General features: G+C 63.0%; 13 protein-coding genes and 2 pseudogenes. 9 read left to right on the top strand and 6 right to left on the bottom strand.

What is annotated here, in order from left to right:
- Positions 1 to 151: pseudogene (locus AC1DJW_RS15795) on the top strand (GTP 3',8-cyclase MoaA); the annotation flags it as partial.
- A 33-nt stretch (positions 152 to 184) separates the two neighbouring features.
- Here AC1DJW_RS15795 and AC1DJW_RS15800 read toward each other — a convergent pair.
- Entirely contained in the window at positions 185 to 1,117 is a 933-nt protein-coding gene (locus tag AC1DJW_RS15800) for a LysR family transcriptional regulator (protein WP_476901831.1), read from the bottom strand.
- A gap of 155 nt (positions 1,118 to 1,272) precedes the next feature.
- On the opposite strand from AC1DJW_RS15800, the gene AC1DJW_RS15805 reads away from it, so the two are divergent.
- Complete coding sequence (locus tag AC1DJW_RS15805) at positions 1,273 to 2,577, top strand: aromatic ring-hydroxylating oxygenase subunit alpha (RefSeq protein WP_459341889.1); 1,305 nt, start codon at positions 1,273 to 1,275, stop codon at positions 2,575 to 2,577.
- Positions 2,574 to 3,989: a ferredoxin reductase gene (locus tag AC1DJW_RS15810; protein ID WP_476901832.1), complete on the top strand. Its 1,416-nt coding sequence runs from the start codon at positions 2,574 to 2,576 to the stop codon at positions 3,987 to 3,989. Before AC1DJW_RS15805 ends, AC1DJW_RS15810 begins: the two co-directional genes overlap by 4 nt.
- A 367-nt stretch (positions 3,990 to 4,356) precedes the next feature.
- On the opposite strand, the gene AC1DJW_RS15815 is transcribed toward AC1DJW_RS15810, so the two are convergent.
- The 3 genes from AC1DJW_RS15815 to AC1DJW_RS15825 all read right to left on the bottom strand — a co-directional run bounded on the left by AC1DJW_RS15815 (position 4,357) and on the right by AC1DJW_RS15825 (position 6,289).
- On the bottom strand, positions 4,357 to 4,788 hold the full coding sequence (locus tag AC1DJW_RS15815; protein ID WP_459341891.1) for a hypothetical protein: 432 nt from the start codon (positions 4,786 to 4,788) through the stop codon (positions 4,357 to 4,359).
- A 170-nt stretch (positions 4,789 to 4,958) separates the two neighbouring features.
- A complete protein-coding gene (locus AC1DJW_RS15820) occupies positions 4,959 to 5,942 on the bottom strand; it encodes an aldo/keto reductase (protein WP_476901833.1) in 984 nt (327 codons plus the stop codon).
- Between the two features lie 161 nt (positions 5,943 to 6,103).
- Positions 6,104 to 6,289, bottom strand: a complete 186-nt coding sequence (locus AC1DJW_RS15825) for a type II toxin-antitoxin system death-on-curing family toxin (protein ID WP_476901834.1) — start codon at positions 6,287 to 6,289, stop codon at positions 6,104 to 6,106.
- Positions 6,290 to 6,714: 425 nt separating this feature from the next.
- Between AC1DJW_RS15825 and AC1DJW_RS15830 the strand changes: the two genes are divergently transcribed.
- Positions 6,715 to 8,343 (top strand): fibronectin type III domain-containing protein, encoded by a 1,629-nt coding sequence (locus AC1DJW_RS15830; RefSeq protein ID WP_476901835.1) that lies wholly within the window; start codon positions 6,715 to 6,717, stop codon positions 8,341 to 8,343.
- A 139-nt stretch (positions 8,344 to 8,482) separates the two neighbouring features.
- On the opposite strand, the pseudogene AC1DJW_RS15835 reads toward AC1DJW_RS15830, so the two are convergent.
- Positions 8,483 to 9,686 (bottom strand): annotated as a pseudogene (locus AC1DJW_RS15835) (IS30 family transposase).
- A 624-nt stretch (positions 9,687 to 10,310) separates the two neighbouring features.
- Positions 10,311 to 10,622 (bottom strand): hypothetical protein, encoded by a 312-nt coding sequence (locus AC1DJW_RS15840; protein ID WP_476901836.1) that lies wholly within the window; start codon positions 10,620 to 10,622, stop codon positions 10,311 to 10,313.
- 296 nt (positions 10,623 to 10,918) lie between these two features.
- Between AC1DJW_RS15840 and AC1DJW_RS15845 the strand changes: the two genes are divergently transcribed.
- From AC1DJW_RS15845 to AC1DJW_RS15865, 5 genes are all read left to right on the top strand, one after another.
- The gene (locus tag AC1DJW_RS15845; protein WP_390283062.1) at positions 10,919 to 11,704 is read left to right on the top strand and encodes an amino acid ABC transporter ATP-binding protein; all 786 of its coding nucleotides are present in this window, start codon (positions 10,919 to 10,921) and stop codon (positions 11,702 to 11,704) included.
- Position 11,705: 1 nt separating this feature from the next.
- Positions 11,706 to 12,350, top strand: coding sequence for an amino acid ABC transporter permease (locus AC1DJW_RS15850; protein ID WP_476901837.1), 645 nt, complete (start codon positions 11,706 to 11,708; stop codon positions 12,348 to 12,350).
- Positions 12,347 to 13,000: an amino acid ABC transporter permease gene (locus tag AC1DJW_RS15855; RefSeq protein ID WP_476901838.1), complete on the top strand. Its 654-nt coding sequence runs from the start codon at positions 12,347 to 12,349 to the stop codon at positions 12,998 to 13,000. Before AC1DJW_RS15850 ends, AC1DJW_RS15855 begins: the two co-directional genes overlap by 4 nt.
- A 65-nt stretch (positions 13,001 to 13,065) precedes the next feature.
- Positions 13,066 to 13,938, top strand: coding sequence for a substrate-binding periplasmic protein (locus AC1DJW_RS15860; RefSeq protein WP_476901839.1), 873 nt, complete (start codon positions 13,066 to 13,068; stop codon positions 13,936 to 13,938).
- A 158-nt stretch (positions 13,939 to 14,096) separates the two neighbouring features.
- Entirely contained in the window at positions 14,097 to 15,002 is a 906-nt protein-coding gene (locus tag AC1DJW_RS15865) for a dihydrodipicolinate synthase family protein (RefSeq protein ID WP_284752188.1), read from the top strand.
- Positions 15,003 to 15,019 lie beyond the last annotated feature (17 nt).

A 15,019-nucleotide genomic window follows, 5' to 3' on the forward strand; every position in this document is an offset into this window, starting at 1 on the left:
CCTTCGCTCCGGAGCGGACGACGAGGAACTCGCCCAACGCTGGCAAGACGCCATGTGGATCAAACCCAAAGCCCACGGCATGGACCACACCGGCCTCGGCGCACCCGACTTCATCCAACCGGACCGCAGCATGAGCGCCATCGGAGGCTAGCAATGGTGCTATCCGGGTACAAAACAACGGATTTCAGGGGTCGTCTTCGGGTCGGGCGGTGAGGATCCGATTGGCGCTGGCCCGCAGGATGCCGAGCGACTCCTGGATCAAGGGCGATGCAATGCTGCCACTGCGCACCGCTGCGACAATGCGCCGCGAGGGCTTCCCCTTGCCGGTAATGCGCAGTCGGACCACGTTTTCGGCACTATGCAGGGGCGCCAATCGCGGCAGCAGGCCCACGCCCAGCCCCGCTCCAACGAAGGCGATCTGGGTTTCCCATTCCACGGCCTCATGGGCAATCCGCGGCGTCACCCCGACTGCCGTGAACGCCGCCGTGAACAGGGAATGGTAGGTGGATCCGGCAGCCTCGGTGATCCAGGGTTCCGACGCCAGCTCTTCGAGCGTCACTTTTTCCCGCGATGCCAACGGATGGTTGGCGGGAATGATCACGTCCAGGGGATCGTCGAGCAGAACGGTCTGCTCGAAGCGCTGATCGTCCTCAACATAGGTGTCGGACTGCATAGCGACAATGACGGCGAGGTCGATTCGCTCGGCAACCAACAAGTCGAAGCAGCGGGCCGGGTTGGCCTCGAGTACCTGCACCTCCAGCAACGGGTGGGTTGAGCGCAGGGTGGCGGCCAGAGGCGCGAGCAACTGGGCGGCCGCGGTGGAGAATCCGCCGAGGCCAAATCGGGAGGGCATCTGGTCGCCGGCCTGCATGGCCGCAGCGCGCAGGCTCTCCCATTCGGCGATGAGCGTGTCCGAGCCCGCCACGAGAAAACGGCCCGTGGCGGTCAGGCGCACACCCCGGCCGTCCTTCGTCAGCAGCTGCATTCCAAGCACGCGCTGGAGCTCCCGCAGTTGAGCTGAGACGGCGGAAGGAGAATAGCCGGTGAGCTCCGCGGTTGCGCCAATGGTCCCGCACCGGGCAAACACCCGAAGTGTTATGAGCCGTGGATCGATCATGCAACCATTGTGCACTGTTATCTACTAAATCTTGCGCTTTTGTTGCAGATCGATCGGCCCTAATCTCATGAATAAAACGTTAGACAACGGCGATTGCACCCACCAACCCAGGTCTCGATGGATCGCCCTTACCCAGCCCTCCCGGGAGGAAACACATGTCTGCTCCAGTGAACGCGCCCCTCAATGCACGCCGAAAACTCGCTTCATCATTGCCTGCCGAGCAGCTGGCGGAAATCACCGAGTTGTTCGAGTTGCGGCGCGTGGGGTATTCGCTCAATGCCCCCTTCTACACCGATCCGACGATTTTCAAGATCGACATGGAGGCCATTTTTGGCCAGCACTGGATCTATGCCGCCAGCATCGCCGAACTGCCGGAGCCGGGCGACTACGTCACCGTCGACTACGGGCCCTACTCCCTGATCGTGCTGCGCAACGACGACGGCGGCGTGAACGTCCTGCACAACGTGTGCCGCCACCGCGGCGCCCGCGTCCTGACCGAACCCTCGGGGTCAACGGGAAACCTGGTGTGCGGCTATCACTCCTGGACCTACTCTCCCGAAGGTAATTTGATCCATGCCTCGGCGCCGGGGGAAACCAAGTTCGACAAGGGCTGCTTCGGCCTCAAGCGCGCCCACAGCCGCATGGTCGCCGGACTCATCTTCGTCTGCATTGCCGACGAACCGCCATCCGACTTCGACGAAACCTCGAAGATCTTCGAGCCATACCTCGCGCCCCACGATCTGTCGAAGACGAAAGTCGCCTACCAGCAGAACATCATCGAGGAGGGCAACTGGAAGCTCGTCATGGAGAATAACCGTGAGTGCTACCACTGCGACGGACACCCCGAGCTTGCCTGTTCCCTCTTTCCCACCTGGGGCCTGACGGAGGGCCTGATCCCGGCCCATCTCGAAGAAGTATGGGACCGCAACAAGGAAGCCCAGTCCTCGCTCGAGGAGCGTTGCCGCCGCTATGGCCTTCCCTACGAGGTGGTCGAGGAGCTCGACACGCGCATCGCGGGAATCCGTATCTCACGTGAATCGCTCGACGGAGAGGGCGAATCGTTCTCGGCCGACGGGCGCAGGCTCTCCAAGAAGCTGCTCGGCGACTTGCCGGACTTCCGCCTTGGTCGCTGCTCGATGCACTTGCAGCCCAACAGCTGGTTCCACTTCCAGAGCGACCACGTCATCACGTTCGGCGTCTTCCCCATCAACGAACACCAGACCCTGGTACGCACCACCTGGCTGGTGGCCGACGATGCCGAGGAAGGCGTCGACTACGACCTTGAGAAGCTCACCTACACCTGGAAGCAGACCAACCTGCAGGACAAGGCGTTCGTGGAGTTGTGCCAGCAGGGTGCCGGCAGCCCGGCCTATGAGCCCGGCCCGTACATGAAGAGCGAGTACCAGGTGGAGGCGTTCATCAACTGGTACGTGCAGCGCGTGCAGGAGCACTTGGCATGATTGAACTCCTCACTGAGACGGCCATCCAGGAACCACAGCGCATTCGCGGTCTTGAGATGCCGTGGAACAGGGTCATGGGCAGCACCGAGGCACCCGCCCGTGCTGCCCGTGCGCTGGGCCCCTGGCATCCACAGGAGTTCATGGCCGAATGTGTCGAGACCGTCCCCGAGGCGGGCGGCTTGATGACCTTCGTGTTCCGCCGCTGCGACGGTGCGCCCCTGGCGTTCCGTGCGGGCCAGTATGTAAACATCGCTTTTCCGGTGAACGGCGAGGACCAGGATCCGGTGGACCGCAGCTACTCGCTGTCCAGTTCCCCCACTCAGCCTTGGACCTTCAGCATCAGCGTCAAACGCGACCCCGCGGGACTCGTCTCACCGTGGGTGCACGAGAACGTCAAACCCGGCACTGTGCTCGAGATGCTCGGACCGGTCGGCGCATTCCACTTGCCGGATGCCGACCGGCGGGCGCGGTATCTCTTGCTGGCCGCCGGCGCAGGCATCACCCCCATCATGTCCATGGTTCGGACCATCCACTCACTGCCCGGACAGGCCGATGTTGTGGTGCTCTATCACGGAGCGGAGGCCGGAGGCTTTGCCTTCCACCAGGAGCTGGCCTACATCGCCTCCGTGGATTCGCGCGTCAAGGTCTTCTACTCCCTGGGCGACCGCAGCAAACCCGAGGGATGGGAAGGGCTCACCGGAAGGCTGACGGCGGTCATGCTCGACGAGGTGGCCCCCGACGCCAACGGCCGCCAGGTCTATGCCTGCGGCCCCGAGGGTTACCTGAACACCGCGACCGAGCTCCTGAAGAAGGTCGGCGTCGACGACACCTCCATCTATATGGAATTCTTCTCGGGAGATCGCCAGACGCTCCTTGAATACCAGGCGGAGCTCGCGTTTGCAGTGGACATTGCGGAGGAAATCGCCGAAGAAATCGCCGATTCCGCCGAGGACTACTACGAAAGCCAGCCCACCGCGTTCGGGCTCTACGAGCCAGGCTACGACGCCGATGGAACCCTGCAGGCCACGGGCCTGCCGCTGGAAACCGCCGACCCCGACGGACCCGGTTCCGAAGCTCCCGAAGACGGCTCCGGGACGGCGCCGGAGGTCGACGCACCGGATGCCTCGAGCTTCGACACGGTGGGAACGGGAAGCCTCACCCTGTCCTTCATGCGCACTGGCATCAATGTGCGGATCGACCCCACCGAACACATCCTCGGGGCGGCCCAGCGCGCGGGCGTCAGGATCGGCGCCAACTGCAAGGAAGGCATGTGCGGCTCCTGCAAGGTCGTCAAGCTTTGCGGGGAGGTCGAGATGAACCACCAGGGCGGGATCCGGGCACGGGAAATCGATGCGGGCAAGTTCCTGCCCTGCTGCTCCACGGCACGAACCGACTTGGTGATCGATGCCTAGCCGCTTCCAGCTGCTAGACCTCACTGGAAGCTTTCGCCGCTGGCATGTCAGATCCCTATGCTCAGGCCCGGGACGGCGTGAACCAAGGCACCCACGACTCGCCGGGCACTAGCGCTGCGACCGGTGCAGGCATTCCTGGACCGCTTTACCACCAGCGGAAGACGGATCCGTCATCTCTTCGGACGGCTCCGTCTTCCGACCGCTGAAAACACAGGAACTACAGAAAATATGCCCGGCACGGCCCAGTGCAGCCCCGGGTGTGTGCACATTGTGGCACCCTCATTTTTGCGCCACTGCCGTCAATTCAGCTGCTGGGCGCCATGCCGAAAATTTGGCACGAGCGAGCTCTGAGCAAGCGGCATTGCTCCTAGGGGGCCAGTTCGCCCGCCCGAGTCCAGCCGAGGGCCTCGTACCTGTCCGCCGCCCCGGCGTCGACAGGCGCATAGACGACATCCGCGCCTTCGACGAAGGCTTCCTCCGCCAGGCGGGCCAGAACCACGGCCTCGTGATCGAGCGCCACAGCGCCGCCGTCCACTGGGCGCACCGGGCCCACCACAGCGAAACCATCGCCGAACACCACCCGGCCCCGCGCCAAGGGGCGGTCGAAGCGGGTCAGCTCCACGACGTCGTAATCCTCCAAGGGTGCCTCGAACACGCCGTACTCGGACTCGAGCGGCGGCGCGCTGTTGACCTCGCCCGGCGGTGCGGTCATCAGGACGCCGACGGGAAATGTTTCCTCGCCCTCGTTGAGCCGTGCCCACAGGGGCCGCCAGTCGTGTGTAGTATCCGGTGCGCTCATGCACCAACCCTATCGCCGTCCCTAACTGCCAGTACATGCGGAGTAGCGGTTGAACGAATAGCCGGCCGAATGCGGCAGGGATAGCGATCGGTTGAGAACCGGCGTCGACGGTCACGGCCCTTCGGGGGTGGCCCTTCGGGGGTGGACCGAAAGGACATGGCTTTCCGGGGCTACCAGCGTGAATGGATCATCTCGCGGAAGTACGCGTCGTAGATTTCCCTCACGCTGTTCTCGAAGTCGGGGCCCAGGTGGTCCAGTATTTGGATGGAGGCGGCGTTGGAGCGGGCTTGTTCGGGGCTTCGGGCACCTGGTATGACGGTGCTGACCCCGCCTTGTGCCGCGATCCAGGCGATGGCCGCTTGGGCTGTCGTTGCTCCGGTGGGGACAAGCTTTTTGAATTCTTCCACCGCTTTGAGGCCTTGTTCAAAGTCAACTCCGGAGAAGGTCTCTCCGACGTCGAATACTGCGCCGTTCCGGTTGTATTTCCGGTGGTCATTTTCGGCAAAGACTGTGTCCTTGGAATACTTGCCCGAGAGCAGGCCGGAGGCCAGAGGGACCCTGGCGATGATGCCGACTCCGGCATTCTTCGCCGCCGGCAGGACCTCGTCCAAGGGTTTGTGTCTGAACGCGTTCAGAATGATCTGGACGGTGGCCGTGCCGTGTTTGATGGCTTCGAGTGCTTCATCGGTCCGCTCAACGCTGACGCCGTAGTCCTTGATTGCGCCTTCACCGACGAGCGTCTCCAGCGCATCGTAGACTTCCGGGCGGCTATAAACCGGGGTCGGCGGGCAGTGCAGTTGCACCAGGTCCAGGCACTCCGTCCGGAGGTTCCGCCGGGAACGGTCAACCCACTGCCGGAAGTTGGCCAGTGTGTAGTTCTCCGGTATCTGTTCCAGGCGCCGCCCGATTTTGGTGGCGACCGTTATGTCCAGTCCGGGGTTCGCTGCGAGGTACTTCCCGATGGTTTGCTCGCTCCGCCCGTCGCCGTAGACGTCGGCGGTATCGAAGAAGGTCACCCCCGAATCCACTGCGGCTTCCAGGATGGCGTTGGCTTCCTTCGGATCCACGTTGCCCCAGTCGGCACCGAGCTGCCATGTGCCCAGCCCCACAACGGAGACGGACCGCCCTGTCTTGCCCAATACTCGCTGCTTCATCCTTCGACTATAGCCACGGCACAACAGCCCCGTCCCCATGGAAGGGGGCCAGCTGATCCTAGGACCCGAAGGGCCAGCCACGCCTGGTCAAAAGATGCTGTCTGACGCGTAGTCTCGGAAACGGCTTCGCAGCATCTACCGTCGAATCAGATGTTTCTCGATCAGAACGGCGTTGCGCTGCAATCGATGTCGCCGGCGGCCACGCCCAATGCCAGGTCGAAACCCTCGTCGGGGTTGGAGTCGTGCCGGTAGCCGTTGATCCACAGCAGCAGGACCATGAGCGTCCAGGCGGTGCGTTTGTTTCCGTCGAGGAGCGGATGAAACCTGGCCACGGACTCGAGCAGCACTGGGCCTTCATGGCAAGTTGAGGATAGGCGTCAGTGCCCATGACCGTCGTTGCCGGGCGCGCCAAAGTCGAGGCGAGCAGCTCGACGTCCCGGATGTGGAAACCGTACCGCTCTATCACCTGCAGGGCATCCTCGATCTCGAGGTACGAACTCATGCATCCTCAAGGCGCTTGAGCAGCTCCGCGTCATGGCTCATCACGAAATCCAGACCCTCATTGATCTCGCGGCGGCGCCCGTGCCGTGTCTTGACCGACGGTGGGTGAACAACGAGTTGTGACCGCCATCCTCCGGGCTTCCCGGCCGCGACAGCGACTGCAACGGGCACACTCACTAAGTGAACGGGGTAACCAAGAATTAATTTGTCGGTGACTCGCCGCTTGGACAGTTTTCACTGTCTCGCCTCGGCGCCGCACCAAGCTGAATCCATGACTGATGACAAGGAACTCTTTAGAACTGGACTCTCGCGCCGCGGCTTCTTCACGGCTGCCGGAGCCGCCAGCGCCGTCGCCGTTTTGGCAGGCGCAACCCCGGCGTCAGCTGCTGACAACAAGGCGATGTTGCCCTCTGCCGTCGGCGACCCGCTGACCACCCCGGTGGTGAACGGACTGCATCTGCAGTTCGGTACCGATGCATCCAGCGAAGTTGTGGTGTCGTGGCACACCTTGCAGCCCGTAAAGCAGGCCCGGGCGATGCTCGGCGAAACCGACGGAAGTTACGGACGGAGCCAGGACGCGGTAGAAACCAGCTACGTCGACGCCAAATCCGGCCAGAAGGTATATGCCTATCACGCGAAACTCACCCAGCTCGATCCATCCCATGACTATGTGTATGCAGCCATTCACGACGGCGCGCAGCCAGAGTTTGGTTCTTTCCGTACGGGTCCGCGCGGACGCGGAGAATTCACCTTCACAAGCTTCGGCGATCAAGGCACCCCCACGCTCGGAAAGAAGTCCAGCTCCGGGTCAGGAACGCAGCAATGGGTCAACGACAACCTCGGTTCCCCCGCTGCCGGTGACATGCCGGCCGGCGTCGAACGCGTCCAGCCTCTGTTCCACCTGTTCAATGGCGATCTCTGCTACGCCAATATCTCGGAGAACCGGGTGCGGACCTGGACCGACTTCTGGGACAACAACTCACGCAGCGCCCGTCACCGGCCTTGGATGCCCGCCGCAGGAAACCACGAGAACGAACTGGGCAACGGTCCGATCGGGTATGCCGCCTACCAGACGTACTTCTCCGTCCCGCCGCAGCCGGGGCAGACCGACCTCACCCGCGGCCTCTGGTACTCCTTCACCGCAGGTTCAGTACGGGTCATCAGCCTCGCCAACGACGATGTCTGCTACCAGGACGGCGGCAACAGCTACGTCAGGGGCTACTCGAAGGGCGCCCAGAAAACCTGGCTCGAAAATGAACTCAGCGCGGCAAGGTCGGATAGGGACGTCGACTGGGTGGTCGTCTGCATGCACCAGGTTGTCATCAGCACGGCAGGATCCTTCAACGGAGCCGACCTGGGCATCCGGCAGGAATGGGTGCCGCTGTTCGACAAGTACGGCGTGGATCTGGTTGTCTGCGGGCACGAGCACCACTACGAACGCTCCCACCCGATCCACGGCCAACAAGCCAACGCAACGCTGACTCCGATTCCGGCGGACACGCACACCGACGTCATCGATACCACCAAAGGGACGGTGCACATGGTCCTGGGCGGGGGCGGAACGTCCGTGCCATCGAACCAGTTGTTCTACAACCCTCCCTCATGCCGTGTCATCACGAGCGTTGGCGTACCCGACCCCACAACAAATAAGCGGCCACCGGTCTACGTCCAGGAAGACGCTCCGTGGTCGGCAAAGCGCGATGCCGCGAACTCCTATGGTTTCGCGGCCTTCAGCGTCGACCCCGGCACCGAACCCGGAGGGACAACGAAGATGGAGGTCACGTACTACAACGTAACCGGTCCCCAAGGACAGCTCGCATCCTTCGAATCCTTCACGCTCCAGCGGCCACGGTCCGATTCACACCAACAAGGCGGCAACGGGAACAAAGGCCGAGGCTAAGCCGATCAGCGTCGCCAAAGCAACGTTCAAAGGCGACTGCCGTCGGTTTTAGTCTCGAACCTCGGGCTAGCCCCAAAAAAGCAAGACGAAGGCCCTCCAACCCAGCTTGGATTCTAGGGGTCGTTGCAACACCTGTTGGTTAGGTGGTTAGTAGTAGATCACGTAAACGCTCGGCTGGGGTATTCCAGCCGAGCGTTTTGCGTGGGCGGCCGTTGAGTTCCTGGGCGACGTGCTCGAGGTCTTCAGGTCCAAAGACTGACAGATCGGTGCCTTTGGGGAAGTACTGGCGTAGCAGCCCGTTGGTGTTCTCATTCGATCCGCGCTGCCAGGGACTGGCGGGGTCGCAGAAATAGACCGGCATGTCCATGGCCATGCTGAAGGAGCGGTGGGCGGCCATTTCAGCGCCCTGGTCCCAGGTCAGCGAGCCGCGCAGATGCGCCGGCAGGGTGGCCATCGTCTTGACGAGTCCGTCGCGGACGGTTTCGGCGGTGTGGTCGCCCGGGAGGTGGACGAGCATCACGTAGCGGGTGGTGCGTTCGACCAGGGTTCCGATCGCTGACTGGTTGTACGCGCCGGTGATGAGGTCCCCTTCCCAGTGGCCGGGCACGGCGCGGTCCTCTATCTCGGGTGGGCGCTCGGAGATCATGACCATCGGGTCCACGAACCGGGGGGGTGCGTTGCTCGCCGGTTCGGTGCGGCTTGCGGCGGGTCCGGCCGGTGCGCAGCGCTGCCTGGATTTCGCGTTTGAGTCCGCCTCTGGCCTGGACGTAGAGGGCTTGGTAGATCGTCTCTGGGCTCACGCGCATCTCCGGGTCGTCGGGGAACTCTTGGACCAGCGTGTGGCTGATCTGCTCCGGAGACCAGCGTAGGAGCAGTTTGTCCTACACATAGCGCCTCAACGGACCGTCTTCAGCGAGCTTGGCCGTCTTGGGCCGTGTCCGCCGGGCTACAGCCATCCGGTGTGCCCCGTGCGGCAGGTAGCCCAGCCGGGGGTCGGAATTGCGGCCCAGCTCGCGGCTGATCGTCGAGGGCGAACGGCCAAGCGCATGGGCAATGGCCCTGATTGACGAACCCGCGGCGTGCAGGTCCCGGATCATCTCCCGTTCCTGCACCGTCAGGAACCGCGGATCGATGGCCTTCTCCAGTGCCGATACCGGTAGGGGGACCTGGGTCGTTCCGGTCGTGCCGGCGGGAGGGGTCAGGGTGGTCACACCACGTTTGTAGTCGACGATCCGGCCATCCGGGTAAATGCGTCGGCCGGCGGACTTGCGGATTCCGTGGTCCCACTCTTGGGCGGTCCGGAGATGGATCCCGACGGCTGCGGCAGCTTCCCGCCGGCTCAGGCCGGTCTTGCGCAGCCGGAAGTACTCATCCCGGCCCGGGTGAGGACCTGTCCCCGATGTGCCGTGGCTTTTCAGCCCTGCCTTACGCACCCAGCCGGCGCACGTGTCGGGGCTCAGCCCGAGTTCCCGTGCAGCCTGCCTCGTGCTCTTGAGGCGGTCGAACACGAGGAAGAACTCTTCTTTCTGCGCAGGCGTGTATTTCCTCTGCCCAGGCAGCCGATTCCGGGGGACCCGCTCAGGGAGCCGGGATTTGTGGACCCACTGGTAGCACGTCATCAGATTGAATCCGAGCTCCTTCGCGGCCGCGCTCACACTCCCAAGGCGGTCCAGCACCGAAAAGAACTGAGCCTTCTGCGCAGGCGTGTATTTCCTGCCGGCGGCAGCTTCTCTCGTTAAGGCCGACACGGTCGTTGCAACTCCCAAAAATCTTGGGTGTTGCAACGACCGTTAGAACCCGCCCAGCGTTTCCGCAGGTCGGGGGGCCTTCACCGTGGAACTAAAGAGATTCGAACTCCTGAGCTCTTCCCAGGGGACGGCACATTTTGTTGGTTGTCAGCGGCTTGCGTTGGCTTGAAAATCCGCAGAATCCAGCCGCTTTCCGTGCGACATATGGTCCGTGACATATCAGCGTTTTCCATCGTTTCCGTGGGGTAAACGTGTGGCGAACGTGGACCAGATCGACAGGTCGCATGCGTCGCGTTCGTCGATATTCGTGACCCCCTCCACCAGCGTGAAGATTCGAACGATCCCGGCGTATGTCCGAGCCGCGGACATGCGGATACGATAACTGCTGCTCATGGCGGCGCCTTCCGCGGCGGCCGCGATGGCCTGGGCGATTGCGCGGTTCCATTCCGCTGTTGTCCTGGACAGTGGTTCCGCCAATTCAGGTACGGAGCAGGCCCGGAGCTCGTTCCAGACCACAGAATTCCTTCGCACGCCGGCGTCGTCCTTGATTTCTTCGAGAAACAGGTGCCTGAGGTACCGGTCACAGTCATCGGCGTCATTGCCCCGGGAGGGCGCGGCGTCATCCTTTGCTGACTTGCGTGTTGATGTGGTCCTGCGCGGACTCCCGCGTGGCGGCGGGTTCGGGCCAGACGGGTCTCCGGAGAATCCGTCGAAGGCGCCAAAAATAGCCCTTCCTTTTGTTCCACAGTGTCATGTACCATTGCACATATCACGTGACATGGACCACATCGTCGATGTTTCACTTGCTCACCACATGGAAGATCACTATGACCCTTTCAGAAATTGCGGACGGCAGGATCGCTCCCCGTTTCGGCATCAAGCTAGACAACATTTCGAAGCACTATGGCGACCACGTCGTCCTTGATGATGTTTCCCTGCACGTCCAGCCGGGGACTGTCACTGCCCTTATCGGCCCTTCTGGCGCAGGCAAGAGCACCTTCTTGCGGTGTATCAACCTCCTGGAGCGGCCCGATTCCGGCACCATTCAGGTGGCCCAGCACACCATCGAGCCGGGCAAGGACGTCAGCAGCCGGGATCTCGCGGCACTTCGGCGCACGGTGGGCATGGTGTTCCAGTCATTCAATCTCTTCCCGCACATGTCCGCGCTGAAGAACATCAGCTTCCCGCAGCAGAAGGTCCTCGGACGCAGCAAGGAAGAGGCCGACGAGCGCTCGATGCAGTTGCTTGAGCGCGTGGGCCTCAAAGAGAAGGCCTCGCAGCACCCGGGGCGATGCTCCGGCGGCCAGCAGCAGCGCATCGCCATTGCCCGCGCCCTGGCCTTGGATCCGGGCATCATGCTCTTCGATGAACCGACGTCGGCGCTCGATCCGGAGGTAGGGCTCGAAGTCCTGGCCGTCATGCGCGAGCTCGCCGCCGATGGCATGACGATGATCGTGGTGACCCACGAGATGCAGTTCGCCCGCGACGTCTCCGACACGCTCGTGGTCATGGCCGATTGCAAAATCATCGAGCAGGGTGATCCCCGGGCCATCATGAGCGATCCGCAGGAGGCCCGCACCCGACGCTTCCTGCGCGCAGTGCTGGAGCGCTGACATGGACGCACTTTCCGCGGTCCTTCAGGGGCTTCCCATGACGATCATGCTGACGCTGTCTGCGTTCGCGATTGGCATCGCCGGCGCCGTTCCACTCGCGGTGGGCTTGTCGTCGTCGAACGTTCTGGTTCGCCTGGCGTCGCGGCTCTTCGTGGACCTCGTCCGCGGCGTGCCGATCATCGTGTGGCTGTTCCTGCTCAAGTTCGGCATCCAGATCGGCACTTTCAAGTTCAACCCGGTGGCCGCAGCGGTGGTTGGCCTCGGCGTCGTCTCCATTGCCTACCTTGCCGAGATCTACCGAGGCGGGTTACAGGGCGTGCCACGCGGCCAGGGCGAGGCAGCGAATGCCCTCGGCTTGACCCGCGGGACCACCTTCTACCGCGTGATGGTCCCCCAGGCCTTCCGAATCGTATCCCCCTCGATCGCCACTTACCTGACGGGCCTGCTGAAGGACTCCTCGATCGCCTCGACGATCATCGTCACTGAAATGGTCTTTCAGTCCCAGGCCTTCGCCCGGCAGCACCCCAGCGTGGAAGGGATCCTGCCCTACATCATCGTGGGCATTCTCTATATCGTGCTGAGCCTGCCGGTCGCCTACTTGTCCCGCCGACTCGATTCCCGCATGAGGAAGGCCGTCTACGCATGACCTGGCTAACAGAATGGGCGGGCTACCTCCCGCAAATGATGTCGGGCCTCGGCGTCAGTCTCCTGATCGCCGGCATCTCGATCTTCTTCGGCTATCCATTGGGACTGGCACTCAGCCTTATGGTGACCGCCAAGAACCTCGTCGTCCGAACCCTGGGACTCGCCGTCGTCGAAATCGGCCGAGGCGCGCCGGCCCTGGTGATCCTCTACCTCTTCTACTACGGCTTGCCGAAATTCGGGATCGCGTTCGAAAGCATCACTGCAGCTTGCCTCGCCCTGACATGGAACTCGGCGGCGTACTCAAGCGAGATCATGCGGGCAGGCCTCCAGTCGGTGGCCCGTGGACAGCTTGAGGCTTCCAACGCCCTTGGATTGTCGCGGCGTGACACCTTCTTCCGGGTCATCATGCCGCAAGGGATGCGCTCGGCAATCCCCGGGCTGATGGGCGTCGCGATCCAGATGTTCCAAGGGACGTCTCTGGCGTACGCGATCGCGGTCCCGGAACTCATGAAGTCCGCGTACAACATCGGCAGCCAAGACTTCAACTACCTCCAGATCTTCACCCTCGCGGGCCTCTGCTACGCCGCCATCTCCATGCCGGCCACGTGGATCACTGTCTTCTTCGAGAAGCGCATGGCCCGCCACGCGTGATAATCCCCCGCAACTAACCGCTCCACCGACATCCTGCAGCACCCCCAACACCAACAGGAGGAATCATGAATACCCACCGCCTCAAAGGCGCCGGCATCCTGACTGCCAGCGCGATCGCCCTTAGCCTCGGCCTGACCGCCTGCGGCGGTTCCTCGGGCGCAAGCACGGCTTCGTGCACGCCAAAGCACCAGGGCATCCAGACCGTCGCACCGGGGAAGCTGACGGTCGGTGTCATCGACATCCCGCCGTTCAGCAGCTACAACAGCAGTAAGCCCAACGGCATCGACATCGCGATTGTCAGCAAGATAGCCAAGGACGAGTGCCTTGAACCCGCCTACCAGCAGGCCACTTACGCAGATGCCGTGCAATCCATTTCCGGCGGCAATATCGACCTCGCAGTGGGCACCATCGACGCAACCGAGAAACGCCTCAAGGCCGTCGACTTCTCCGCATCCACCTACCTCGACGGCATGGGCATCGTTTCCAAGTCGGGCGCCACGACCGTCTCGGACCTGGAGAAGATGAACAAGGTCGGCACGATCGACGGATACCTCTGGGTCGAGGACCTCAAGAAGATCCTGGGCGACAAGCTTGTCACCTACCCCAGCAGCGTCGAACTCAAGGCGGATTTCGACGCCGGCCGCCTGGACGCCGACGTTGACGCTTACGGCGTGCAGGTGCTTCAGTTCAAGGGCGCCGCCAGCGTCAAGGTCGCCCTCGCGAACGAGAAGCCGGACACACGCGTCGGGGCAATCGCCCACGCTCCCGAGGCTGCATTCCCCATGACCAAGGGCAACAAGAGCCTGCAGGACGCACTCAACGCCGGCATCACCGCACAGCGCGCGGACGGCACCATCACCAAGCTACTGACCGACGCCGGCCTGTCCGAAGGCCTCGGAAAGGTCGCCGAGAAGCAATACGTCGTTCCCGCGAGCTAGCTCCTTCCAGCTGACGCAACTCAGCAAACCCGGGTGCCGGGTTTAGGCCCGGCACCCATTTGGACCACCTGTGCAATGTCACATGGTAGATTAGGCTGTGAGGTATCTCACGGCAGCACAATGACGGCGCCGCGTGTGCCCCACCGAAAGGACCAACCATGACTGAAACCCGCAAGCCCTGGCACGGCGTACTCGTCGCAACGGCACTGCCGTTCAAGGACGATCTCGGCATCGACTACGACGCCTACGCTGAGCATGTCCGCTTCCTGGCCAACGCAGGCTGCGACGGCGTAGCCCCCAACGGATCATTGGGCGAGTACCAAACGCTGAGCGACGAAGAGCGTGCCCGCGTCATCACGACTGCGGTCGAGGCCGCACCCGAGGGCTTCACCGTGATGTCCGGCATCGGCGCATACGGCGGGCTGCAGACGCAGAGGTGGGCCGAGCAGGCCGCCGAAGCCGGCGCCAAGGCGCTCATGTTGCTGCCTCCGAATGCCTACCGCGCCAACGACGACGAGGTGGTGGACCACTACCGCCGCGCCGCCGCCGTCGGGCTGCCGATTGTGGCCTACAACAACCCCATAGACACCAAAGTGGACCTGACTCCGCAGCTCATTGCCCGTCTCCACGGCGAAGGCCTCATTGTCGGCGTCAAGGAATTCACCGGTGACGTGCGCCGCGCCTACGAAATCAAGGAACTCGCCCCAGAAGTGGACCTTCTCATCGGCACCGACGACACCGTCGTCGAGATGGGCCTGGCCGGTGCGGTCGGCTGGGTGGCGGGCTACCCCAACGCGATTCCGGAATCCACCTTGGAGCTGTACCGGCTCTCAACCTCAGGCGACCTGTCCGACCTGGGTCGCGCCCGCGAGATCTATCGCGACCTGCACTCCCTGCTGCGTTGGGACAGCAAGACAGAGTTCGTCCAGTCCATCAAACTGTCCATGGATATCGTTGGACTCCGCGGAGGCGTCTGCCGCCCACCCCGGGGACCGCTCGCCCCCGCAGTGCGCGACGCCGTCATCCGCGACACCGAAGCAGCCCTCGCCAAGGGCTACAAATAAGCAACAAACGTGAGCGA

The organism is Arthrobacter sp. 05L417 (assembly GCF_056397865.1).